A 20,870-nucleotide genomic window follows, 5' to 3' on the forward strand; every position below is an offset into this window, starting at 1 on the left:
TAAATCAGGGTGGCATAGGGCGTAGGTGAGTTAGCGAATAATGCCTCTCAGTAATGGGTTGGGGCGCGTGGTTTTCTGTTCGAGATATAGCCCCCTCGATCAGAAGCAGCGCCTTGGACAGATTGCGTAAGCTAATTAGCATGCCACCCTAATTGCCTGGAAATCTGCTGCGTGGCTTCCATGAACCGCTTGACGTAGTCCTGCTTGAGCTCTTCGCGAAAGCGAAAGCAGGGGAATGACACGCTCAGGCCACCAATCACATGACCAAAACGGTCGCGGATCGGTGCGGCCAGGCAGCGCATGTTGTCTTCAAATTCTTCATGGTCTTCGGCGTAGCCCTGGGCGCGAACTACTTGCAGTTCTTGCAGATACGCCTCGATGCTGGTCCGTTGTCATTGGGGCTGAACTCTGCCTGCTGGGCAACTCTTTCCTGGGCCAATGAGTGCCTGATAGCTACTGCGCGGGAAACCTGTTTCGCTTGGGATTTGAGAATGTTGACGCAGGAAAAATCAGGCGGAAAGGCTCCAAAACCATCGACACTCTAGTACCGATTGCCTGCCCCCCGCGCCGCGCGCGTCATGGGTTGGCGTTACCCTTTTTTGCTCTTGAAACACCCCCAAAACAAGTCCAGAATTAAGTCTTTTCCTGCTTCGGCAAGAAAATAAATCTCTTATATTTCAATGGTTTGTACGCTAGATACGAGTCTCGTTTCCCGCTCCAAATATTGCGTTTGCAGGCTTCAGCTGAAGTGTGCAGAGGGTAGAAAAAAAGGACTTTTGGGTCTTTTTTTGTTTCTGCTGCACGCCGCGCAAGGAGTCCGATACGGCGGGATGCTTGCCTCCAGGCTCAGGTCCTGGAGCTAGTGCTCCAGGTCCCCTTGGTTCAGCTGAGTAAAATCTCCTCGAGTGTTGCGCCGGCACGCCCGGTAGTCGATTTATTTCAGGACGTCCATTGTTCGCCGCCTGGCCAATCTTTTGTCGGGATGTCGCTGATTGTGCCGTCTTTGACACCGTCGATGCCGTAGCGCTCGATCGAGCCGCCGAGCACTTGGGCGAAATCATCAGCCTTGGCCTGCTGCTGACCTTCCCTGACCAACCCAGGGATCAGCGCGGCAAGCACGGCCACGCCTCCGGCCAGGACGCCCAGAACTCCGGCTGTGCCGGCGACACCGGCCAGGTAAGGGATAACCCGTGGCAGACTGCTGCTGAGCAGCCCAAGACCTCCTTCGACGGCTGACGCCGCACCGGCCAGGGCTCCCAGCGAGCCGGCCGTGATCCCGAAACCACCGGTCAGATTGTCGCCGCGACGAATCGCCTGTACGCCGTCAAAGATACCGTAGGCGCCCATCGCCATACCTGCGAGACCACCCAGACCTTTGGCGCTGTCCTCGAATCTAGTAGCAATGACCTTGGCGTTCTTGCCGTCCTTGACGTTGTCCTTGACCTGCTGGAGCAAATCGCTGGGTAATTTGCCGGTCCTCATGTCGTCGAGCGACTGTTCTCCGTTTTTGATCGCGGTGTCCAAGTACTCTTTGTAAGCCTTGGTGCCACCTTCGGTGAGCACGGTGGCGGTCATGACTGAGCCGGTCGCAATATCGACCTTGTTCCTTTCGGTCAGCTTGCCTGCGCCCTGTACGCCACGGGCGATCGTCACGCCAGCCAGGAACAGGCCGCTTACCCCGTGCAGGACACCGCTGCTGTAGGCGCCCTTGCCATCGCCACTGGGGTCGAATTTAGCCAGCGATTGCATACTGTCCAATGACTTGATGCCCTGACGGAACATGTCCCAGTTGCCCCGGAAACCCGCCAGGATCTGATCGGTTGTAGCCAGGGTGCCGTCTTTGTTCATCAGCAGTTCGGGTGATTCCCGACGTATGTCGTCAATCAGCTTGCGCACTTTGTCTTCATCGAGCTCCGCGCCGCCGTCTTTACCGTAGGCGGATTTCAGGTCATCGAAGGTTGCGCCTTTGAACGCGTTTTCCTGAACGATGCTGGAGAAGTTGTCGTTCAACTGCTTGTCGAGTGTGCCGGTGAACTCCGGGTCCAGCGTCGCGTTGTAGAGCGCGACTTCCATGCTGAAGGCACTGGCGGCCGCTTCAGGGGTTTCGGTCTTGAGCAGCTCGCGCAGACGATCACCCGAGGCCAACGTGTCTTTGTAGTAGGTTTTGAATTCTTCACTGTGGGAGGACTTGCCCACGCCTGCCTGAATCTCGTCGGCCTTGTCGATACCCAGCATCGTCTGAAGGCTGCGGGCAGTGCCATAAAAGTCCGCCAGCGCCTTGGGCTGATCGACCTTACCGTCCTTGTTGGCGGCGTCCCAGGCTGTGTCCAGCGCCTTGCCGGATTTGATCTGGTCTTCGTAGGTTTTGGTCACCGCCGCCTTGAGCTCCGGGCTGTCATCAAACAGCGCCTTCATCGCCTCATCGCCACGGGTCTTGAGAAACTCGGCTGTAGGCTTGTCGTTCTGGAGGAGGGCGATGTGGTCGTTGATATCCTGCAGCACCTTGTCCGGTTGCCAGAACGCGCCGGAGCCGTTGGCGATGGCGACCTTGCCGTAATCGTCGCCCCACATCCCGGCGGTGGCGCCGTCGACCACCAGCTTTTGCGCATTCTGCAGGTCCATCAGCACGGCGGCCTTTTGCTCTGCGGTGTAGTTTTCGGGGTGTTCGAATACATCAGCGCCCAGCTTGTTGGTGTCGACATTGTGGGTCACGTTGCCCGATATCACAGTCGACAACAGACTGGTCAGCCCTGGGGCATCAGCCGGGGCAGTGTTCTTCAGCCAGTTCTGGATGTCGGCCTTGCCGACCTTGCCGTCGGCGGTATTGGCCAGCGGGTTGCGGGCGGCGTCGAGCATTTTGAACGCGCCCGGCTGGGCCCAGAAGTCCAACGCTTCCTGCTCCTTGGCGCTGAGTTGGGGATTGGCGTCTTTGTAGTCCTTGATGTTCTGTTCGGTGAGTGCGCCATCGGCGCCGGTCTTGCCACGAATCGAGTCGTACTTCTGCTCAAGGATGGCAGCGTACTGGGCGATTTGTTTGGAGCCTTCGTCGGCGTCGGGTTTGGCCTTGAGAAAGTCCTTGTAGCTGGCGATATCCTCGCTGGCCTGGGCCTTGGGCAGTGACTCGAAGCCGAACTTGCCGAAATCCTGCAAGCGTCCTGCTTCGGTACCGTTTCGGGCTTCGCCGCTTTTGGTGAACCCGTCGACACTGCTGTTGGCAACGTCTGCGCCGCTAAGGACCTTGCCGCTCTCATCGTAGCCAACGACTCGATCAAGCACCTGGCTGGCGCGGAAGGCGGCGTTCGGGTCATTCTCGAAGTCGCCGACACGTTCCTTGAGGGCGTCTTTTACACCGCTCTGGTTACCGAGATTCTTCAGTAGGGGGTTGGCGTCGATGATATCGCTGGCAGAGCGCTTGTCGCCCTCCGGCAGCTCCCAGACGATACCGGCTTTCTCGCCTGCCTCGCGGACCTTGGGATCGCTGCCGACGTTGGCGGCAGTTTCAAGTTTGCCATTGAGGCTGTCGAAGCCGCCCTTGCCAAAATCCTGCAGGCGGCCGGCCTCAGTGCCGTGTTTGGCCTCGCCGCTTTTGGTGAAGCCATCTACGCTGTCATTGTTGACATCCTTGCCCGCCAGGCGTTCGCCATTCCCGTCAAAACGCACAACGTGGTCCAGCACCTGCTTGGCGCGATAGGCGGCGTCCGGGTCATTTTCGAAGTCGCCGACCTGCTCCTTGAGCATGTCTTTCACGCCACTCTGGTTACCCAGGTTTTTCAGTAAGGGGCTGTCGTCGATTATCTGCTGTGCGGAGCGTTGGTCATTCTCCGGGCGTACCCATTGAATGCCCCGAGCGTCGGCCTTTTCACGCGCGACCGGGTCATCGGCAACCGTGTCGACGTTCTTGAGTTTGCCCTCGAGGTTATCGAAGCCGAACTTGCCGAAATCCTGCAGGCGCCCGGCTTCGGTACCATGCTTGGCTTCGCCGCTTTTGGTGAAACCGTCCACTCGGCTGTTGTTGACGTCTTTGCCGGCCACGCGACTGCCACCTTCGTCCAACTGCTCGATGTGTTCCAGCACCTGCGTGGCGCGATAGGCCGCGTCACGGTCGGTTTCGAAATCGCCCACTCGCTCCTTGAGCTTGTCTTTTACGTCACTCTGATTGCCGAGGTTCTTGAGCAATGGGCTGCCATCGATGATCTCTTGTGTCGAACGATGATCGTTTTCGGACAGTTGCCATTCGATACCGGCTTCCTTGGCCTTGGCGCGCTGAACCGAGCCGTCCCACTGGGATTCGGATTGGTTTGCAGCTGGGTTTTTTTTCAAATCCGTCACAGAGATAGACATATTCAGGCTCCTGTATCGATGAGTAACAAGTCAGTCACTTGTTAAGAGTAGGTGGCTGCGTAAATGCGAGGGCATTGTTGGGGTTGATAAATACAGCTAACTCATTGTTTATTCGGCCGGTTAATTATCAGTGCGCGATAAAAGTGTGATGTGGCGCACATCTTAGTTTCACGGATCACGGGTCTGGTGACGCGAGATACAAGTGTTTTGGGTGTTCAAGTCACGCTGGGAAGTTACTCGTCGCAGCAGCTTCAGTTGTTGAACCTTAACTAGCGATGGACGAGGACATTATCAGAGTGGGGCGCAGGGGAGGGGCTGTGCAGGGACGTTTTCACAACGTTTCACAACCGGATAGTCGCTGAAGCACTGGGTTTTGGCCGGCGGGGTGGCAAATGACTGATGGCTATTTGATCCCTTCCTACTAAGGGCGAAAAGGACAGTTATTTAAAATAAAGTTCCATAAAAAAGCTAAGGAAATATTTTGAATTATATTAAGTTTGGCGCTCATGAGTGAAGGCTAAATGATATTGCTTTGAGGTTGGTTAGTTGCAGGCGTGAGGTTTCACAAGTTTTCACAGCGTCGAATGATTTCATCTGCGTAATATCGATTCGTGCGGAGCGGTGAGCTGAAGTTTATTTGTAATAAAGCTTCCTTACTGTGATGCCTGAAGTATGAGCACGCCGCTTTGCGGCTGAAGACATCCCATCTAAAGCAAGGAGATCCAAAATGAGTGAAGTTCCTCCAGCAAGCTCCGGCGGCGGCGCAGATGCAGCAATCGCAAAAATGGAAGCCACTTTCAATATGGCTATCGAGAAGTCGGCAAAAATCACCGAGCTGACCACAGCCAAAAAAGCTGAGCTCGATGCGACCAAGCAACGTCCGCAGAACTGACGTCGCTGCGCGGGCAGCTGCAAGGCTGCTCGCCTACCTGGCCCTTACGCTGCATTTCACTCTACGTTTTTCGGTGTCTGACTCGCCCTTGCCTGCGCGCACCACACGGGTAACCCGATATGACAGCCCTGATTTCCCTGATCCCGGCGCCTGGTTCATCGGCTTCGGGAATGAGCGTTCCACTGCTCTGCATCACCCACGGTCTGCATCAAGGGGTAAATCTCTCCCTCGATAAAGCCATCTACATTATTGGAAGTGCCAGTAACGCTGATTTGTTGCTCAGTGATACCGGCATCGCTGAGCGGCACATGGCCCTGCGTTTCTCCAACGGCCAGGTGGCGGTCGAAGCCCTTGGCGGCGATGTCATCGTCATCGGGCGTGATGCCCGGGAGATCAGGATTCCCGTCGGCAGCGGCCATCGCGCGCGTTTTCCTCTGGCTGTCCGCATCGGCGGTGCTCGCCTGACCCTGAACGATGCCTGCGATCAATCCGAGCCTGTGGACCGCGCCCTGCGTGCCTCGCGGCGCGCGCCGCAATGGATCATCGCGCTGCTGTTGATGTTTTTATGCGTCGGCGCGTTTGCCTTCCGCGGTCAGCCCGTTTCGCCAATGGAGCTGGCGACCCACAGTCAATTGAGTTCGTCCGTCGATGCAAAACACCCAAGTACAGCAACGGCTGCGCAAGCCGCGCCCTGGCTTGAGCAGCAATTGGCGGCAGCCAGTCTGAATCAGATAAAAGTCAGCGAATCCGATGGACAGCTCAACGTGCAGGGCAACTACGATCCCGCGCAGAAAAGCCAGTGGATGCGCGTGCAACAAGACTATGACGGCCGCTTTGGACAGCAAGTGGTGCTGCATTCCGCTGTCGCCCCTCGCGCCGAAATCGCCAAGCCACGGGTGCGCTTTCAGGCAGTCTGGTTCGGCACCAATCCTTATGTCGTCAATGAGAGCGGCAAACGCCTGTACCCAGGGGCCACGCTGGCCGATGACTGGACGTTGGAGCGCATCGAAAACAACCAGGTGATTCTCGCCCGGGGTGAAGAACGATTCACCTTCACCCTATGAAAATCGACCCGCGCCCGCTGCTGCCGGCCACCGCCGAGAAAACCCCTGCGGTTGACGCTGTCCAGCCAGCGACCTCGCGTCAGGGGGCGCGTTTCGAAGCGGTCCTGAGCAAGCGTGAAGTCCTGGCACGTCGCTCATTACGTGGCGATGTCGAGCAGTCTTCAAGTGCCGGCGGCATCAGTCCGGAGCTGTTCGGCAGCACCCGTTCGCTGGAGATACTTGAATATGTCCTGCACAACGTCCTGCCTGCCCTGGACGCAGAATCAGAGATAAAGATCCTGGCCCATGACCTGATCAGCGAGGAAATCGACATGCGACGCAGCCTGGAGCAACAGCGCGTCGAGGTACAGGCCTGATGCGCCGCGAAACGCTCAGCCGTGAAGAGCAGGACGCCGTCGAGTTGCTCAAGGGCATGGGCGAGTTGTATCGCCGTGGCGGCCAGGCGCAGAAAGGGTTGGTGATGCTGCTGATTGCGGTGCATCTGGCGCCGCGCGATCCCATGCTGTTGCGTGGGCTGGCGATGGCCTTCACTGACAGCGCTCAGCCAGACCGCGCATTGAGTGCACTGGACCGCCTGGTGGCGGCCGAAGGCGAGTCGCCGGGCGTGTTGCTGCTACGCAGTCGCGCGTTGTGGGGCGCTGCCCGCAAGGACGAGGCACGCCAGTGCTTCAAACGCTATCTGGCCGCTCGGAGAGCCGCTCGATGATGCGGGTCATGAACCACCTCAATGCCCTGGCACGCATCGCCGCCAAGCGCAGCGACGTGATCATTGTTGCGTTCATGCTGATGGCCATTGTGATGATGATCATCCCGCTGCCCACCTGGCTGGTCGATGTGCTGATCGGCATGAACATTGCGTTGAGCATCCTGATCCTGATCGTCGCGTTTTATATTTCGCACTCGGTGGAGTTCTCTGCACTGCCACCGCTGATCCTGCTCAGCACGCTGTTTCGCCTGTCCTTGTCGATCACCACTACACGTTTGATTCTGCTGGATGGCAACGCCGGTCACATCGTCAAAGCCTTCGGCGATTTTGTCATTGCAGGCCAGGTGGTGGTTGGCCTGGTGGTGTTCTTGATCATCACGGTTGCGCAGTTCGTGGTGATCACCAAAGGTGCCGAGCGCGTGGCTGAGGTCGCGGCGCGTTTTACCCTGGACGCGATGCCTGGCAAACAGATGAGCATCGATAACGACCTGCGTAACGGCGACATTGATCAGCCCGAGGCCCGTCGCCGTCGCTCGCGACTTGAGCGCGAAAGCCAGATGTTCGGCGCCATGGACGGCGCGATGAAGTTCGTCAAGGGCGACGCTATCGCCGGGCTGGTCATCCTGTCGGTCAACTTGTTGGGCGGCATGCTGATCGGCATGCTCGAACGGGATATGTCATTCGGCGACGCGGCGCACACCTACTCGCTGCTGACGGTTGGCGACGGGCTGATTGCGCAGATTCCAGCGCTGCTGATTTCAGTGGCGGCGGGGACAGTGGTCACCCGCGTCAACAGTGACAATGCCGAAGGCAATCTGGGCACCGAGATTCTGCAGCAACTGGGCGCCAGTCACATGGCGCTGGGTTTGACGGCCTTGATCCTGCTGGGCGTTGCATTGCTGCCAGGGTTTCCGGCGCTGGTTTTTATCGGCCTGGCGGCGGTGCTTGGGGGCGCGGCATTCGTCATGTATCGCCGTGGCCAGGTGCTCGAGGTGCTTCCCGCTGAAGCTGTCAGCGAAGCGGCCGACGATCTGGCACACCTGCCCGAGCAGCCCCAGGTGCTCGGCAAACCGCTGGACAGCCGCCTGTTGCTCAGCATGGGTTCAGCGTTGGGCCAGGCGGCACCGCAGCTCCCGCTGCGCCAGCGTCTTGAAGCCTTGTGTCATGAGATCCGCGCTGACCTGGGCATCGAAGTGCCGGTGCCAGATCTTTACATCGATTCCTCGATGCCCGCCAACCGCTTTGTCATTGAGCTTGAGGGCGTGCCGGTCAACGAAGGTGAGTTACCCCCCGATTGCCTGTTGCTCAAGGACGATCCGGTGCATGCGCACTTGCTGGACATTCCTCTGCTGGAAGTCGATTCGCCGTTGAGCCGCAGGCCGGCGCAATGGATAGAACTGCATCATCAGGACAGCCTGCAAGAGGCGGGTATCGGTTTCATGTTGCCCGACGAGGTGCTGCGCACCATGGTCGAACGCACGGTGCGCCGCTACGCGGCTGATTTTCTCGGGATTCAGGAAACCCGCGCGATCCTGGAGCGCATGGAGGGCCTGTACGGCGAGCTGGTCAAGGAAGTGCTGCGTATCGTGCCGTTGCAACGCATCGCCGAGACACTGCGCTTGCTGATCGCTGAAGGTGTCTCGATTCGCAATCAACGCGCGTTGCTCGAAGCAATGGTCGAATGGGGCGCTCGGCAAACCGATGCACCGGGTCTGGCCGAGCAACTGCGCGCCGCGCTGGCACGCCAGATCAGCCATCAGTTCGCCGATCGCAACCGGGTCATCAGTGCTTTCGTGCTCACGCCAGGCCTGGAAGAACAGTTGCGCGCGAGCACACGGCGTCTGGAGAACCCTGGCGATTCGTGGCCCGAACACACCAACCGCGCGCTGCTGACACAAATGCGTCACGCCTGCGAGCGCTTGCCTGAAGAAGGCCAGACGGTGTTGCTGGTACATCCCGAATTGCGGCGTGGCATGCGTCGCCTGGTGCTGCGCGGTGAGCTTGAATTGGCGGTCCTGTCGTTTCGCGAGCTGGCCGGCGAATACAACCTGCAAGCGCTTGGCACCCTCAGCCTGAACGAAATTACTCATCGACGCCCAGCCAGCGGCGTCCCGATTACTTCAATGGCGAGCGCCTCATGACGTGTTTTGCGCAGTTTCGTGGCTTCTGGATAGCCGCTATTGCAGCCCTGGCGCTGCCCGTGATTGCGTGCGCGCAGACCATCGCCGAAGGCAGTACCGGCAACCTTGACCTGGCCTCCGGCGAAGGGCGCATCTTGAGCTTCAAGGCACCCGTCGACTCAGTGCTCGTCGCAGACCCCGGTATTGCCGATCTGCAGGTGGTATCGCCGGGGGTGATTTACGTGTTTGGCAAAGCACCAGGGCAGACCAGCCTGATCGCCCTCAGCCCTGATGGCGAGCAACTGGCGGCGTTGAGTCTGTCCGTCAGCAGCGGCACCCAGGCCATCAGTCGCCCGCTGAAAGAGATGCATCCGAACAGCAGCGCGCACATCTCTGCGGCAGGTAATCGAGTCGTGGCCAAAGGCAGCCTCAAGAGCGTGGGCGAGGCCACCGACCTGAACGCACTGCTGAGTACCGAGGGCCAGGATTTCAAGAGCGCAATCAACGGCGCGTCGTACGAAGGCTCGGCGCAGGTCAACATTCGCGTACGGTTTGCCGAGGTATCGCGCTCCGAACTGCTGCGCTACGGCGTCAACTGGAATGCGTTGTTCAACAACGGCACGTTCTCATTCGGCCTGCTCACAGGCGGCGCGTTGGCGGCAGAGGCGGCCAGCGGTGGCTCCAACGTGGTCAGCGCCGGGCTGGCGTCGGGCAATGTGAATATCGACGCGATGCTTGAGGCGCTGCAAAGCAACGGCATCCTAGAGATCCTTGCCGAGCCGAACATCACGGCCATGACCGGTCAGACCGCAAGTTTCCTGGCCGGTGGCGAAGTCGCCGTGCCGGTGCCGGTAAACCGCGATCTGGTCGGCATCGAATACAAGCAATACGGTGTGTCGCTGCTGTTCAGCCCGACGGTGCTGCCCAACGACCGAATCGCCCTGCAGGTGCGTCCTGAAGTCAGCAGTCTGATGGGCTCCAGCACCGTCAGCGTGGGCGGTTATCAAGTGCCGTCGTTCAGGGTACGGCGTGCCGATACGCGGGTTGAGGTCGGCAGCGGCCAGACCTTCGCGATAGCCGGGCTGTTCCAGCGCGAAAGCAGTCAGGATGTCGAGAAGGTACCCATGCTGGGCGACATGCCGATCCTCGGCAATCTGTTTCGCTCCAAGCGCTTTCAGCGCAATGAAACCGAACTGGTGATTCTGATCACGCCGTATCTGGTGCAACCGGTACGTGCGCGAACCCTTGCCACGCCATTGGACGCCCGTCCCGCAGATACCGCTACGGCATCTGCGGGGCCGCGCAACGGCGGGATGTTTGGCTTCTACATGAATTGAACAAGGAACAACCATGAATCGCGTACTGCTACTGATCAGCCTGACGCTGACACTGCTGGCGGGCTGCAAGACCCACCTGGCCCCCGCGAGCTATTCGCCGGATTACCAGGCGCTGGCCCGCGCCGACGGCCGGGTCGAACTGGTCCCGGTGGAATGCTTGAAGCCTTCAGCCGAGGATCAGTTGGGTACCGATGAAGAAACGCATGTGCCGTTATTGCCACCCGGCTGCGCCAACAACCTTACGCTGTTGCAGATGGTCGAGCAGCGCTCGGATTTGTTCCAGGGCAGGGCGACCGGTCCGACCATGGCTGCGCCCGTGGGGCGTGCGGCGCAGGTTTACATTGATGGTTACGACCGCGAGGAGCTGCGCCGGCGTCAATCCGAACAGCAGGCCAGGGCCGACAAGCAGGAGCGCCAATGACTGTCGCGGCTCTAATGCGTATCGACCAGCCCCAGTTCGCGCGCCTGGGCTTGCGGGTCTTTGATGGCCTGGATGCGTTGCGCTTCAGCCAACAGCTTCTTGCGTTCTGCGTTGGAAATGTCGTCAAGGCCCAGGGTGCGGATGTCCTTTTCACGGCCAGCGAGCACGCTGATCAACAATGCGTTGCGTTGGTGCCGGGGCAGGGCGCGTGCCGACTCAACGACGCTATGAATAGTGTCCAGTGCCAGTTGCGGCTTGCCGCCCAGGGCATAGGCCAGAGCAAGGTTGCAACGGGTGTCGAGGTCGTTGGGGGCGAGCGCGAGACTTTGGCTGAACGCCGCCTGAGCCGCGTTGGCCTGACCCCGCAGAATCTGCGCGATGCCCAGCCGGTTGAACGCTTGGGGTTGATCGGGTTGCGCACTGGCTTGGGTCAGAACCGTCACCGCGCGGTCCAGTTTGCCCTGGCGCAGTTGTGCGGTGCCCAGGCCCAACAGGGCGGCTGCGCTGTCCGATTGACGTTCCAGCGCTTGTTGATAGGCGCGCTCGGCACCCCGCGCATCGCCATTGGCCAGTCGTGTTTCGCCCAGTTTGAGCCAGGCATCGAGTTGCGCCTGCGGCAGTTGCGTGGCCTTTTCATAAAGCCCGGCGGCGGTAACGGTGTCGCCGCGTTTTTGCAGGTCGGCAGCCAGGCCCATGAAGCGTTCGTAGCTACCATCGGAGGCGGGCGGGGTGCTGCAGGACGCGAGCGTGACGCTGCCAAGCAAAATCAACGTGGAGGCAAAACGACTGGGCATGGAAAAGGCTCTTTGGTCGAGGACGGTGGGGCAATTGCTCAATCGACCGCAGGGGCCGATCAACCGAAACGGCTCACCCGACGGGAAAATCATTTTATCGACTTGAAGCGCAATAGCGAACGTTATGTGCGCGGTGTTTCCCACTCCGCTGTCGCGACGTGTGGGGGACGACGTCATGGGTAATCGCCGATTCATAAGGTGCTCTTTCTGGATACTGATGGTGGTTTTGACCTCGACCGGCGTACGGGCTGAAGGCGCGCCGACCGGCGATGCCCCGAAGTGGTTCGCTGAGCCGTATGCCTACGTGCTGGTCGAGCAGGATGCGCGTGCCGCACTGGAAGAGTTCGGTCACAACCTGGGGCTGATCGTGGTTATGTCAGACAAGGTTCGCGGCAAGTCACGCAGTAGGGTTCGCAGCGAGTCCGCGGGGGATTTCCTGACACAACTGTGTGATACCAACGGCCTGAGCTGGTACTTCGACGGCAACATCCTCTATCTGAGTACCGATGCGGAAAACGGCACGCGCCTGTTCAAGGCTCAGGCGCACAACCTTGAACAGCTTGAAGATTACCTGGGCAGCCTGGACGTCTATGGCAAGCAGCTTTCATCCCGGGTGAGCCCCGATGGCGACGAGTTGTTTGTCTCGGGGCCACCGGCGTATTTGAACATGGTTGAGCAGCATGTCGACCACCAGCAACGCCCCGTCACGGCCCCGGTCGCGCGTGAGCGCGGTGTGCGCGTATTTCGTGGGAACGTGGTGACCACTGAAGCCAGTAACTGAAACCCGACAAGCACAATCACCCACTGGTAAGGAGCAATACGATGTCAGTCAGCCCTGTCGACAGCACCACCCACGTCACCCCCACGCCGGAAGCGCAGTTCAATGCGGCGGTGGACAAATCCAAGGCAGAAATGAGCGATGACGAACTCACCGAAGCCCTGATTACCCAAGCCGTGACCGTTGGCGGGCAGTTCATCATCATGCCCAAGGCCCAGGAAATGCTGAACGAAGCCCAGTCATCCGAAGACGACGAAGAGTAGGCCACCGCCATGACTGCAAGCCTCGCAGCACCCGCCACGGCGGCATTGCCGCCGTCAGGCGGACCGGGAGGGCTTCAGGCCTCCCAGAACCTCTTCGAACACATGGCCGGCAACGCCAAAGGCATGCCCCAGGGCGCGAGCCCGCATCAAATCGGTGAAGGCTTGATGGAGCGCCTGAACGGATTCATCGACCGCTCACGCAGTTTTTCCGAACGCGCCGATGCGCTCACCAAGGGCTCACCGCCGGGCGCTTCCGCAGGGCCGGGGAGTACGCTGGCGGCGGCGGGTGCGGATAAACCGGCGTCGGCGCAAAACCCCACGGGCAGCGGGCAACCGCCGAAAAAAGTCGGTGAACAGCAGGTCGATCAGATCGTCCATTCGCTGGGCAAAATGTTCGACTATTCCATCGAGACGCAAATGGTGGTGCGCGGCGCGACGCAGATATCCGGCTCCGCCAACACGCTTTTGAAAGGTCAATAAGCCATGTCCAACCGCTGCCGTACTCTGCGCTTGATGATCGTCGTTGCCCTCGCCGGGTTGTTGCAGGCCTGCGATATCGACCTGTACACCAACCTGGGCGAGCGCGAGGCCAATGCCATGGTCGCCGTTCTGCTGCGCGACGGTGTTCCAGCCTCACGCAAGGTGCAGGACAACGGCCAACTGACGGTGGTGGTGGACGAAAAACGTTTCTCCGAAGCGATGGCGCTGCTCGATGAAGCAGGTTTGCCGGGCCAGTCGTTTTCCAATATGGGCCAGGTCTTCAAGAGCAACGGCCTGGTGTCGTCGCCGGTGCAGGAGCGCGCGCAAATGGTCTATGCGTTGAGCGAAGAGCTGTCCCACAGCGTGTCGCAAATCGACGGCATTATCTCCGCCCGCGTGCATGTGGTGCTGCCGGACAACGACTTGCTCAAGCGCGTGATATCGCCTTCCTCTGCCTCCGTGCTGGTGCGCTATGACCCGGCCACAGATATCAATCAACTGATCCCGCAGATCAAGACGCTGGTCGCCAACGGGATTTCCGGCCTGAGCTACGAAGGCGTTTCGGTGACCGCCATCAAGGCGGCCGTCGCCAGCCATCGCACCGGTGCCCAGCCACGTCTGGCGAGCTTCCTGGGCATGTGGATGCTGGAAGACAATCTGCCTCGGGCGCGGCTGCTGTTCGGTTGCCTGCTGCTCTGCACCCTCGGGCTTGCCGGCGTACTCGGCTGGCAGCACTGGCAACGGCGGCGTGCGGAGTCGGTGTACGTGCTGGAGGACGCACTATGACGGCGGCGCCAAACCCACGGCAGCAAGCCTGGCAAACCTTGCTTGAGCAACCGCTGAATTTCGTTGATACGCGCCATCTGCGTGAGTGCTGGCCGCAGCCGCCCACCGCTCAACAGCAGGCGATGTTGTACGCCATGCCCCGTTTCCAGGCGCGTCTGTTACAGCAGTTGATGCGCCATTTTCACCTGCCGGTGCTGGCGCTCGTGCCGCCGCCGCAGGAACAGGACTTGCCGGTACTGTTGCTGTCCGGCGAAGCGTTCAAGCGCTTGCCGCGCCTGTGCGGGGCCATCTGGCATGCAGAAGCGTTGAGCCACGAAATTCTCAGCGACAGGGTCAACGCATTGCGCGATGCGCTGGGCAGCGAGGTATTCGCCCTGGCGCTCGCGCATCGCTCGCTGGCCGGCGCTGCGGACCTGCTGCGCCAACCTGCCGAATTGCTCGACGCCATTGACCGCGATGGCGCCAGTTGTGTAGCGGCCTGGCTGCAGCGCCAGCCGCCGGGGTTGCGTGACTGGCTGCGTCTGCGTCTGGAGTTGCCGCCGGTCGATGGCTCGCCCACAACGGTTGACGCGGACATTGTGCGCCGCGCCGCCGCAACGTTTGACCCGCCAGCCGGGGAGGCCGCCTGATGAGCGAGCTACCCACCCGTCCCGCTGCGCGCATTCTTCGCGCCGAACAGGCCGACCTGTGGATTGATGGCTATGCCTTCGTCCAGGCCGCGAAGGAGGAGGCGCAGAACCTGCGCAACGAGAGCGCGAGCTGGCTGGAGCAGGCTCGCGAGGCGGGCTTTGAAAGCGCTCGCCAACAGGGCGCCCAGGAAGTTGGCGCATTACTGATCGAGACGTCGTTGAAGGTCGATGCCTGGCTGTCCGGCCTGGAAGCGTCCATGGCAGATCTGGCCTTGGGCATCGTGCGCGAAGTGCTAGACGACATGAACGATGCTGAACGTATCGTGCGTTGCACCCGCAAGGCGTTGAATGCATTTCGCCAGGATCAGTCCCTGAGCCTGTTCGTACCTCGCCAGGACGTCGAGGCGGTACGTCATCGTCTGAAATCGGAGCTGGATAACCTGTCAATGATCACGCTCGAATCCGACGATCAACTGGCGCCCGGCCAGGCACGGCTGAGCAGTCCTGTGGGTTCTGTGGAACTGGGCCTGGAGGCGCAATTGAATAACCTGCGCCGCTATTTGCTGCCGTTTGCCGATGGGCAGCAGCCGTGAGCGTCGATGTGCAGGCGATTATTCCGCGCCTGGCCGAGCGCCTGGGCGAAGCGCGGCTGCGGCCTATGAGAGGCACCGTGCGCAGTATTCGCGGCGTGCTCTTGCGTGCCAGTGTCGCCGGCGTGCGTATCGGCGAGCTGTGCCAATTGCGCGATCCGAGCAGCGGTCGCAGCCTGGCGGCGGAAGTCATCGGGTTTGAACAGGACGAAGCCATTCTGTCGCCCATCGGTTCAATGGAAGGCCTGTCGACCCGCACCGAAATCCTTGCCACCGGCGAGACGCTGGGTGTCAGTGTCGGCGACGCACAGTTGGGCCGGGTGATCAGCCCGATGGGTGATTATCTGGATGGCAACGGCATCCTGCCCCTGGGGGTCGTGGTGCGCTACCCGCTGCACGCCGAACCGCCGCCGCCGTTTTCGCGACAATTGATTGTCCGGCCGATGTCCCTCGGCGTGCGCTCCATCGATGGCTTGCTGACCCTGGCCCAGGGACAGCGCATGGGGATTTTTGGCGAACCGGGCGTGGGCAAGTCGTCGCTGCTGGCAAGCATTGTGCGCCACACCGACGCGGACGTGATCGTCATCGGCCTGATCGGCGAGCGGGGTCGGGAAGTGCGCGAACTGCTGGATGTACAACTGGATGCCCAGGCGCGTGCGCGCACTGTTGCCGTGGTCGCGACCTCTGATCGACCCGCCGCTGAGCGGGTGCGCGCGGCGTACGTCGCCACGGCGCTGGCGGAATATCACCGGGACCAGGGGCGCAACGTGTTGCTGCTGATGGACAGCCTGACCCGCTTCGCCCGTGCGCAACGGGAAATAGGCCTGGCGGTGGGCGAACCACCGACCCGGCGCGGGTATCCGCCTTCGTTCTTTTCCGCGTTACCGCGTCTTCTGGAGCGCGCAGGGCCTGGCCCGGTAGGCAGTATCACTGCGCTGTACACCGTGCTGACCGAAGGCGACGTGTCCATGGACCCCGTCGCAGAAGAGGCACGCTCGATTCTCGACGGGCACATTGTGCTCAGTGCTGAACTGGCCCAGCGCAATTACTTCCCCGCGGTGGACGTGTTGCGCAGCCGCAGCCGCTTGATGGATCAGGTGTGCAGCGATGAGCAACGTCACCTGGCCATGCGCATCCGTGAACTGATGGCGCGGCGCAATGAAATTGAAATGCTTATCCGCGTCGGTGAATACGCTGCCGGCAGCGACCCGCTGGCCGACGAAGCCATCGCCCGGCATGCCGCCATCGAAGCGTTCATGCGCCAGGGCGCGGCTGAACCGAGCAGCGCCGAACAGACGCTCGACCACATGCGCAAGGTCTTGGCATGAAGATTCCGGAGGCTTTATGAAGACCAGTGATTTACGCAGCCTGCAGGCCTTGCGTCAGCTGCGCGAGCAGCGTGCCGCCAGCCAGTTGGCCGCTCAGCAGCGGCGTTGTGGCGACACGCACCATGCCCTTGATGACGCCAGGGAAACGTTGCGTCTGCACCGGGAATCGCTCGCCCGCGAGGCCGAGCGCATTTACGGCGCGTTCAATGACGGGCTGTCGATTAACGCCTGGCACGCAGCCCAGGAACACCTGAACGAGTTGGTGGGCGGTCGGTGTCAGTTGGAAGAATCAGTCGAGCAGACCGCGCGGTTGCTCCAGGTACAGGAGCAGGAGCGCGAAGTATTTCGCGCTGCCCGCATGGCGCGCCAACGTCAGGCCGATGCCTGTGACTCCCTGCTTGAGGGACGTCTACACAGCGAACGTCGCGCGGGGGAGTCCCGGGACGACGCCGAGGATATTCCGGCTGCGGCGCCAGGGGGCGTTGCATGACGTGCCGCGAGCGCGAACGCCTGGCGCCGGTGCCAGACACTGATACCGCGCTGAGTGGGTTGCAGATTTACGATCTGCAATGGCTGACGCTGCACAACCGATTGCATCGTCATCGCGAACCCTGGCGGGGGCACTGCGCCGATCAGCCGGTCAGCGTGCTGTGGGCCGGTGTCACCCCGCCTGTCGAGCCACTGCTCGACATCCATATATCGCTAAGTAACACCTCGCTTGTGCTGCATCTGCCGACGCCGGCGCTGGAGGTTCTGGGGCTGGCCGATTATCCGCTTGAGTATTTGAAGAGCTTACCCGGCGCGCTGTTGCTGGAATTGGCCTTGCTCAGCCTGATCGAGCCCCTGGAGCAACTGACGGGCCAGTCGTTGCAGATTGTAGATCCGTGTGACGTGGCTGACTCACCGTGCGTGCTGAGCCTGACGCTGCAAGTGCAGATTGCCCGCCATTCACCCTGGTCGGTGCCGCTGCAAATGAGCGTTGATGCAGCCCGGCTGATCGCCGAACTATTGGATCAGCACGCCGCCCCCGCCACCCAGCCATTGGCCGCCATGTATTTGCCGCTGACAGTGGAAAGCGGCGAGGCCTGGTTGAGCGTGGCCGAGCTGCGCAGCCTGCGGCCGGGTGATGTGCTGATGCTGGAGGACTGGCCTGATACGCAGGTTCGGCTGGTGCTCGGCGCTCGCCTGCAAGCCCGTGCTGAACGCGATGGCGACACCTTGAAGCTGCTTGAAAAACCGACTGCCGTTAACTTTTTGAAGGAACCTCCCATGTCTGAAACCGCTGTCGGCTCCCATTTGGACACCACGCTGGACGACCTGCCGCTCAAACTGGTGTGTCAGGTCGGCAGTGTAGACCTGTCGCTGGCCCAGTTGCGTGAATTGGGCGAGGGAAGCCTGGTGCAACTGGCGCCGCAGTTGCACGCCGGCGTTGACCTGATGGTCAACGGTCGACGCGTCGGCCAGGGTCAACTCGTGAAGATCGGCGACGGTCTAGGCGTGCGTCTTCTGAGCTTCTGCACGCCATGAATGGCTACCAGCCCAACCTGATAGAGATCATTCTCGTCGTTGCCACCATCGGCCTTATTCCGCTGGCCGTGGTGACCCTGACGGGTTTCATGAAGATATCCGTGGTGCTGTTTTTGATTCGCAACGCGCTGGGTGTGCAGCAGACCCCGCCGAACCTGGTGCTGTATGGCATTGCGCTGATCCTTTCGGTGTACGTGACGACGCCGTTGATTGGCGACATGTATCGCCAAGTGGAAGGGCGCGACTTGAATATGGAAAACGTCGAGCAACTACGGGAGTTCGGCGATGCGCTCAGGCCGCCATTGCAGGCGCATCTGTCGCGGTTCGCCAACGAAAGCGAGCGCGGCTTTTTCGTGCAGGCCACCGAAACCATCTGGTCGCCCGAAGCCCGCGCCGACCTGCGCGACGATGATCTGGTGGTGTTGGTACCGGCCTTTGTCAGTTCGGAGCTGACACGCGCCTTCGAGATCGGCTTTCTGTTGTACATCCCGTTTCTGGTGGTGGATTTGTTGGTCGCCAACGTCTTGATGGCGATGGGCATGTCGATGGTCTCACCGACGCTCATATCGATACCGCTGAAGATTTTTCTCTTTGTTGCCTTGAGCGGCTGGTCGCGCTTGATGCATGGCCTGATTCTAAGTTACGGGTGAATGTATGGGGCAGGACGTTTTTCTTTCGTTGATGAACAAGGCGTTGATGACCGTGCTGTTGCTGTCAGCGCCCGCGTTGGGTATCGCCATTGTTGTCGGCCTGGGTGTCGGCTTGTTGCAGGCCCTGACACAAATCCAGGACCAGACCCTGCCGCAGGTGGTGAAGCTGGTTGCCGTGCTGCTGGTGATCGTGTTTGTCGGGCCGCTGTTGGCCAGCCAGGTCGCCGAACTGGGCAGCGAAGTGCTGGATAACTTCCCTTTGTGGACGCGCTGAGCCGGCATGGATGCCAATGTCGCCAACGCCTTCCTTGAGGTTGCGTACCCGGTCATCAGCTCTGCGGCGCTGGCGGCCAGCCGTGCCATGGGCGTGGTGCTCATTACCCCGGCGTTCAATCGCCTCGGCCTGACCGGCATGATCCGCGGCTGCGTCGCGGTGGCTATCGCCATTCCCATGTTCGTACCGGTGTTCGGGGCATTCACTGCGTTACCCGAGCACGGTAGCTTTTTTCTCGCGGGCTTGATGATCAAGGAGATACTGATCGGCGTGCTCATCGGCCTGTTATTCGGCATTCCGTTCTGGGCGGCCGAGGTAGCGGGGGAACTGGTCGATCTACAGCGTGGCTCGACCATGGCACAACTGGTCGACCCCTTGTCGTCCGGCGAGTCCAGCGTCATGGCGACGCTTTTGACAGTGATGCTGATTACGCTGTTCTTCATGTCGGGCGGTTTCATCCTGTTGGTCGACGGCTATTACCACAGTTACCAGTTGTGGCCGGTAACCGCGTTTACCCCCTTGTTCGCCAGTTCGGCGCTGATGGCCGTGTTGTCGATTCTCGACCAGGTGATGCGCGTCGGCGTGATCATGGTTTCGCCGCTGATCATCTGTTTGCTGGTCACCGACCTGATGCTCGCGTACCTGTCGCGGATGGCGCCAAGCCTGCACATTTTCGATATGTCGTTGCCGGTAAAGAACCTGTTCTTCACGGTGTTGATGGTGATCTACATCGGCTTCCTGATTCCGGTGATGCTCGACCAATTGGCCGAGTTTCGCGGCACCGTTGAGTTCCTCAAAACACTGGCAGGTTCTTTATGAGCCTTTCTTTATCGCGGGCCTTGCATGGGCGATAGCAGCGAAGAAAAATCCCAGCCGGCCACGGACAAGAAACTGCGTGATGCGCGGCAGAAGGGGCAGGTCGCCAAGAGTCAGGATCTGGTCTCCGGGATGGTCATTCTGTTCTGCACACTGTGCATATCGATCCTGTTACCGCAGGCCCAGGCTCAAGTGTCGGCGTTGCTGGACATGGTTGCATTGCTTTACGTCGAGCCGTTTCACTCCGTTTGGCCTCGGGTGTTGGATACCGCGCAACAGCTTGTGCTGACGATCACCTTGCCGGTGGTTTCGGTAACGGTGGGCGTGGTCATTGTGACCAACATCGTCTCCATGCGCGGCGTTGTATTTTCGGTGGAACCGATCAAACCGGATTTCAAGCGCATCAACCCGGCTGAAGGGTTCAAGCGTATTTTTTCGATGCGCAGTTTCGTGGAGTTTCTCAAGGGGCTGGTGAAGCTGGTCATGTTGGCTTTGGCGTTTTACGTGGTCGGCCGGCACGCCTTGCAGGCACTGATGGAATCATCGCGCTGTGGTGCAGAATGTATCGAGTCGACGTTTTACCTTGTGCTCAAGCCCCTGATGCTGACCGTGCTGGCCGCCTTTTTGCTGGTCGGTTGCGTCGACGTGTTGATGCAGCGCTGGTTGTTTGGCCGCGACATGAAAATGACCCGCAGCGAGCAGAAACGCGAGCGCAAGGATGTCGATGGTGACCCGCTGATCAAGAGCGAACGCCAGCGCCAGCGTCGGGAAATGCAGGCACTGGCGACCAAACTCGGGCTGGGCCGTGCCTCACTGATGATCGGCACCGGCGGCGGTTGGGTCGTCGGCGTGCGTTATGTGCGTGGCGAGACACCCGTCCCCGTTGTGGTTTGCCGCGCCGAGCCACATGACTCGTTTGCAATGCTGGCCGAAGCGGCGACATTGGGTATCGCCCACGGCATGGCCCCCAAGCTGGCTGCAGACATTGCCAAGCGTGCAGTGCCTGGTGACCCGGTGCCTGATCATACCTTCCAGGCTGTGGCCGACCTGCTGGTGGCGGCGCGGTTGATTTGA

General features: G+C 60.4%; 24 protein-coding genes. 21 read left to right on the forward strand and 3 right to left on the reverse strand.

The window, feature by feature from the left end:
* Nucleotides 1-131: 131 nt before the first annotated feature.
* The gene (locus ACR52_RS29535) at nt 132-380 is read right to left on the reverse strand and encodes an IclR family transcriptional regulator domain-containing protein (protein WP_330219087.1); all 249 of its coding nucleotides are present in this window, start codon (nt 378-380) and stop codon (nt 132-134) included.
* Here ACR52_RS29535 and ACR52_RS31305 point away from each other — a divergent pair.
* Nucleotides 261-545 carry a hypothetical protein gene (locus ACR52_RS31305; RefSeq protein WP_236692161.1) on the forward strand — a complete coding sequence of 95 codons (285 nt, stop codon included), beginning with the start codon at nt 261-263 and terminating at the stop codon, nt 543-545. The genes ACR52_RS29535 and ACR52_RS31305 overlap by 120 nt on opposite strands.
* Before the next feature lie 394 nt (nt 546-939).
* Here ACR52_RS31305 and ACR52_RS16815 read toward each other — a convergent pair whose 3' ends face one another.
* Complete coding sequence (locus tag ACR52_RS16815; RefSeq protein WP_048726458.1) at nt 940-4,341, reverse strand: type III effector HrpK domain-containing protein; 3,402 nt, start codon at nt 4,339-4,341, stop codon at nt 940-942.
* 727 nt (nt 4,342-5,068) lie between these two features.
* On the opposite strand from ACR52_RS16815, the gene ACR52_RS30930 reads away from it, so the two are divergent.
* The 7 genes from ACR52_RS30930 (at nt 5,069) to ACR52_RS16845 (ending at nt 10,881) form a co-directional block, all read left to right on the forward strand.
* Nucleotides 5,069-5,233 carry a hypothetical protein gene (locus ACR52_RS30930; RefSeq protein ID WP_162835389.1) on the forward strand — a complete coding sequence of 55 codons (165 nt, stop codon included), beginning with the start codon at nt 5,069-5,071 and terminating at the stop codon, nt 5,231-5,233.
* Nucleotides 5,234-5,352: 119 nt separating this feature from the next.
* Nucleotides 5,353-6,297, forward strand: a complete 945-nt coding sequence (locus tag ACR52_RS16820) for a SctD/MshK family protein (RefSeq protein ID WP_048726463.1) — start codon at nt 5,353-5,355, stop codon at nt 6,295-6,297.
* Complete coding sequence (locus ACR52_RS16825) at nt 6,294-6,653, forward strand: hypothetical protein (RefSeq protein WP_048726467.1); 360 nt, start codon at nt 6,294-6,296, stop codon at nt 6,651-6,653. Before ACR52_RS16820 ends, ACR52_RS16825 begins: the two co-directional genes overlap by 4 nt.
* Nucleotides 6,653-7,003 (forward strand): tetratricopeptide repeat protein, encoded by a 351-nt coding sequence (locus ACR52_RS16830; RefSeq protein WP_048726470.1) that lies wholly within the window; start codon nt 6,653-6,655, stop codon nt 7,001-7,003. The genes ACR52_RS16825 and ACR52_RS16830 overlap by 1 nt, the downstream gene beginning before the upstream one ends.
* The gene (sctV, locus tag ACR52_RS16835) at nt 7,003-9,144 is read left to right on the forward strand and encodes a type III secretion system export apparatus subunit SctV (RefSeq protein WP_048726655.1); all 2,142 of its coding nucleotides are present in this window, start codon (nt 7,003-7,005) and stop codon (nt 9,142-9,144) included. The genes ACR52_RS16830 and sctV overlap by 1 nt, the downstream gene beginning before the upstream one ends.
* Nucleotides 9,141-10,460 (forward strand): type II and III secretion system protein family protein, encoded by a 1,320-nt coding sequence (locus ACR52_RS16840; protein ID WP_048726473.1) that lies wholly within the window; start codon nt 9,141-9,143, stop codon nt 10,458-10,460. The genes sctV and ACR52_RS16840 overlap by 4 nt, the downstream gene beginning before the upstream one ends.
* A gap of 13 nt (nt 10,461-10,473) precedes the next feature.
* Complete coding sequence (locus ACR52_RS16845) at nt 10,474-10,881, forward strand: hypothetical protein (RefSeq protein ID WP_048726478.1); 408 nt, start codon at nt 10,474-10,476, stop codon at nt 10,879-10,881.
* Nucleotides 10,882-10,892: 11 nt separating this feature from the next.
* Here ACR52_RS16845 and ACR52_RS16850 read toward each other — a convergent pair whose 3' ends face one another.
* Nucleotides 10,893-11,675: a tetratricopeptide repeat protein gene (locus tag ACR52_RS16850; protein WP_048726481.1), complete on the reverse strand. Its 783-nt coding sequence runs from the start codon at nt 11,673-11,675 to the stop codon at nt 10,893-10,895.
* Between the two features lie 217 nt (nt 11,676-11,892).
* On the opposite strand from ACR52_RS16850, the gene ACR52_RS16855 reads away from it, so the two are divergent.
* The 13 genes from ACR52_RS16855 to ACR52_RS16915 are packed head-to-tail and all read left to right on the forward strand — an operon-like array spanning nt 11,893 to nt 20,870.
* Complete coding sequence (locus tag ACR52_RS16855) at nt 11,893-12,456, forward strand: hypothetical protein (RefSeq protein ID WP_048726484.1); 564 nt, start codon at nt 11,893-11,895, stop codon at nt 12,454-12,456.
* 41 nt (nt 12,457-12,497) lie between these two features.
* The gene (locus ACR52_RS16860) at nt 12,498-12,716 is read left to right on the forward strand and encodes a hypothetical protein (protein WP_048726487.1); all 219 of its coding nucleotides are present in this window, start codon (nt 12,498-12,500) and stop codon (nt 12,714-12,716) included.
* 9 nt (nt 12,717-12,725) lie between these two features.
* Nucleotides 12,726-13,196 carry a hypothetical protein gene (locus tag ACR52_RS16865; protein WP_048726490.1) on the forward strand — a complete coding sequence of 157 codons (471 nt, stop codon included), beginning with the start codon at nt 12,726-12,728 and terminating at the stop codon, nt 13,194-13,196.
* A gap of 3 nt (nt 13,197-13,199) precedes the next feature.
* Nucleotides 13,200-13,982 (forward strand): type III secretion system inner membrane ring lipoprotein SctJ, encoded by a 783-nt coding sequence (gene sctJ, locus ACR52_RS16870; RefSeq protein WP_048726494.1) that lies wholly within the window; start codon nt 13,200-13,202, stop codon nt 13,980-13,982.
* Nucleotides 13,979-14,611 carry a hypothetical protein gene (locus ACR52_RS16875; RefSeq protein ID WP_048726496.1) on the forward strand — a complete coding sequence of 211 codons (633 nt, stop codon included), beginning with the start codon at nt 13,979-13,981 and terminating at the stop codon, nt 14,609-14,611. Before sctJ ends, ACR52_RS16875 begins: the two co-directional genes overlap by 4 nt.
* On the forward strand, nt 14,611-15,204 hold the full coding sequence (locus tag ACR52_RS16880) for a FliH/SctL family protein (RefSeq protein ID WP_048726499.1): 594 nt from the start codon (nt 14,611-14,613) through the stop codon (nt 15,202-15,204). The genes ACR52_RS16875 and ACR52_RS16880 overlap by 1 nt, the downstream gene beginning before the upstream one ends.
* Nucleotides 15,201-16,529: a FliI/YscN family ATPase gene (locus ACR52_RS16885; RefSeq protein ID WP_048726502.1), complete on the forward strand. Its 1,329-nt coding sequence runs from the start codon at nt 15,201-15,203 to the stop codon at nt 16,527-16,529. The genes ACR52_RS16880 and ACR52_RS16885 overlap by 4 nt, the downstream gene beginning before the upstream one ends.
* 16 nt (nt 16,530-16,545) lie before the next feature.
* Nucleotides 16,546-17,019 (forward strand): hypothetical protein, encoded by a 474-nt coding sequence (locus tag ACR52_RS16890; protein WP_048726505.1) that lies wholly within the window; start codon nt 16,546-16,548, stop codon nt 17,017-17,019.
* A complete protein-coding gene (sctQ, locus tag ACR52_RS16895) occupies nt 17,016-18,056 on the forward strand; it encodes a type III secretion system cytoplasmic ring protein SctQ (protein WP_048726508.1) in 1,041 nt (346 codons plus the stop codon). Before ACR52_RS16890 ends, sctQ begins: the two co-directional genes overlap by 4 nt.
* Complete coding sequence (sctR, locus tag ACR52_RS16900; RefSeq protein WP_048726511.1) at nt 18,053-18,706, forward strand: type III secretion system export apparatus subunit SctR; 654 nt, start codon at nt 18,053-18,055, stop codon at nt 18,704-18,706. The genes sctQ and sctR overlap by 4 nt, the downstream gene beginning before the upstream one ends.
* A gap of 4 nt (nt 18,707-18,710) precedes the next feature.
* Nucleotides 18,711-18,980, forward strand: a complete 270-nt coding sequence (locus ACR52_RS16905; RefSeq protein WP_048726514.1) for an EscS/YscS/HrcS family type III secretion system export apparatus protein — start codon at nt 18,711-18,713, stop codon at nt 18,978-18,980.
* Between the two features lie 6 nt (nt 18,981-18,986).
* Nucleotides 18,987-19,799 carry a type III secretion system export apparatus subunit SctT gene (sctT, locus tag ACR52_RS16910; RefSeq protein ID WP_048726516.1) on the forward strand — a complete coding sequence of 271 codons (813 nt, stop codon included), beginning with the start codon at nt 18,987-18,989 and terminating at the stop codon, nt 19,797-19,799.
* 24 nt (nt 19,800-19,823) lie between these two features.
* Nucleotides 19,824-20,870, forward strand: coding sequence for an EscU/YscU/HrcU family type III secretion system export apparatus switch protein (locus ACR52_RS16915; RefSeq protein WP_048726520.1), 1,047 nt, complete (start codon nt 19,824-19,826; stop codon nt 20,868-20,870).

Source organism: Pseudomonas fildesensis (assembly GCF_001050345.1).
Taxonomy (GTDB): domain Bacteria; phylum Pseudomonadota; class Gammaproteobacteria; order Pseudomonadales; family Pseudomonadaceae; genus Aquipseudomonas; species Aquipseudomonas fildesensis.

Bases quoted from the DNA above. Each gene is read 5' to 3' on its own strand.
- ACR52_RS30930 (WP_162835389.1), top strand. From the start codon at position 5,069: ATGAGTGAAGTTCCTCCAGCAAGCTCCGGCGGCGGCGCAGATGCAGCA.
- ACR52_RS16820 (WP_048726463.1), top strand. From the start codon at position 5,353: ATGACAGCCCTGATTTCCCTGATCCCGGCGCCTGGTTCATCGGCTTCG.
- ACR52_RS16860 (WP_048726487.1), top strand. From the start codon at position 12,498: ATGTCAGTCAGCCCTGTCGACAGCACCACCCACGTCACCCCCACGCCG.
- ACR52_RS16880 (WP_048726499.1), top strand. From the start codon at position 14,611: ATGAGCGAGCTACCCACCCGTCCCGCTGCGCGCATTCTTCGCGCCGAA.
- ACR52_RS16825 (WP_048726467.1), top strand. From the start codon at position 6,294: ATGAAAATCGACCCGCGCCCGCTGCTGCCGGCCACCGCCGAGAAAACC.
- ACR52_RS31305 (WP_236692161.1), top strand. From the start codon at position 261: ATGACCAAAACGGTCGCGGATCGGTGCGGCCAGGCAGCGCATGTTGTC.
- sctT (WP_048726516.1), top strand. From the start codon at position 18,987: ATGGATGCCAATGTCGCCAACGCCTTCCTTGAGGTTGCGTACCCGGTC.
- sctR (WP_048726511.1), top strand. From the start codon at position 18,053: ATGAATGGCTACCAGCCCAACCTGATAGAGATCATTCTCGTCGTTGCC.
- ACR52_RS16815 (WP_048726458.1), bottom strand. From the start codon at position 4,341: ATGTCTATCTCTGTGACGGATTTGAAAAAAAACCCAGCTGCAAACCAA.
- ACR52_RS16840 (WP_048726473.1), top strand. From the start codon at position 9,141: ATGACGTGTTTTGCGCAGTTTCGTGGCTTCTGGATAGCCGCTATTGCA.
- sctJ (WP_048726494.1), top strand. From the start codon at position 13,200: ATGTCCAACCGCTGCCGTACTCTGCGCTTGATGATCGTCGTTGCCCTC.
- ACR52_RS16875 (WP_048726496.1), top strand. From the start codon at position 13,979: ATGACGGCGGCGCCAAACCCACGGCAGCAAGCCTGGCAAACCTTGCTT.
- sctV (WP_048726655.1), top strand. From the start codon at position 7,003: ATGCGGGTCATGAACCACCTCAATGCCCTGGCACGCATCGCCGCCAAG.
- ACR52_RS16890 (WP_048726505.1), top strand. From the start codon at position 16,546: ATGAAGACCAGTGATTTACGCAGCCTGCAGGCCTTGCGTCAGCTGCGC.
- ACR52_RS16845 (WP_048726478.1), top strand. From the start codon at position 10,474: ATGAATCGCGTACTGCTACTGATCAGCCTGACGCTGACACTGCTGGCG.
- ACR52_RS16865 (WP_048726490.1), top strand. From the start codon at position 12,726: ATGACTGCAAGCCTCGCAGCACCCGCCACGGCGGCATTGCCGCCGTCA.
- ACR52_RS16915 (WP_048726520.1), top strand. From the start codon at position 19,824: ATGGGCGATAGCAGCGAAGAAAAATCCCAGCCGGCCACGGACAAGAAA.
- ACR52_RS16855 (WP_048726484.1), top strand. From the start codon at position 11,893: ATGGTGGTTTTGACCTCGACCGGCGTACGGGCTGAAGGCGCGCCGACC.
- ACR52_RS16830 (WP_048726470.1), top strand. From the start codon at position 6,653: ATGCGCCGCGAAACGCTCAGCCGTGAAGAGCAGGACGCCGTCGAGTTG.
- sctQ (WP_048726508.1), top strand. From the start codon at position 17,016: ATGACGTGCCGCGAGCGCGAACGCCTGGCGCCGGTGCCAGACACTGAT.
- ACR52_RS16905 (WP_048726514.1), top strand. From the start codon at position 18,711: ATGGGGCAGGACGTTTTTCTTTCGTTGATGAACAAGGCGTTGATGACC.
- ACR52_RS16850 (WP_048726481.1), bottom strand. From the start codon at position 11,675: ATGCCCAGTCGTTTTGCCTCCACGTTGATTTTGCTTGGCAGCGTCACG.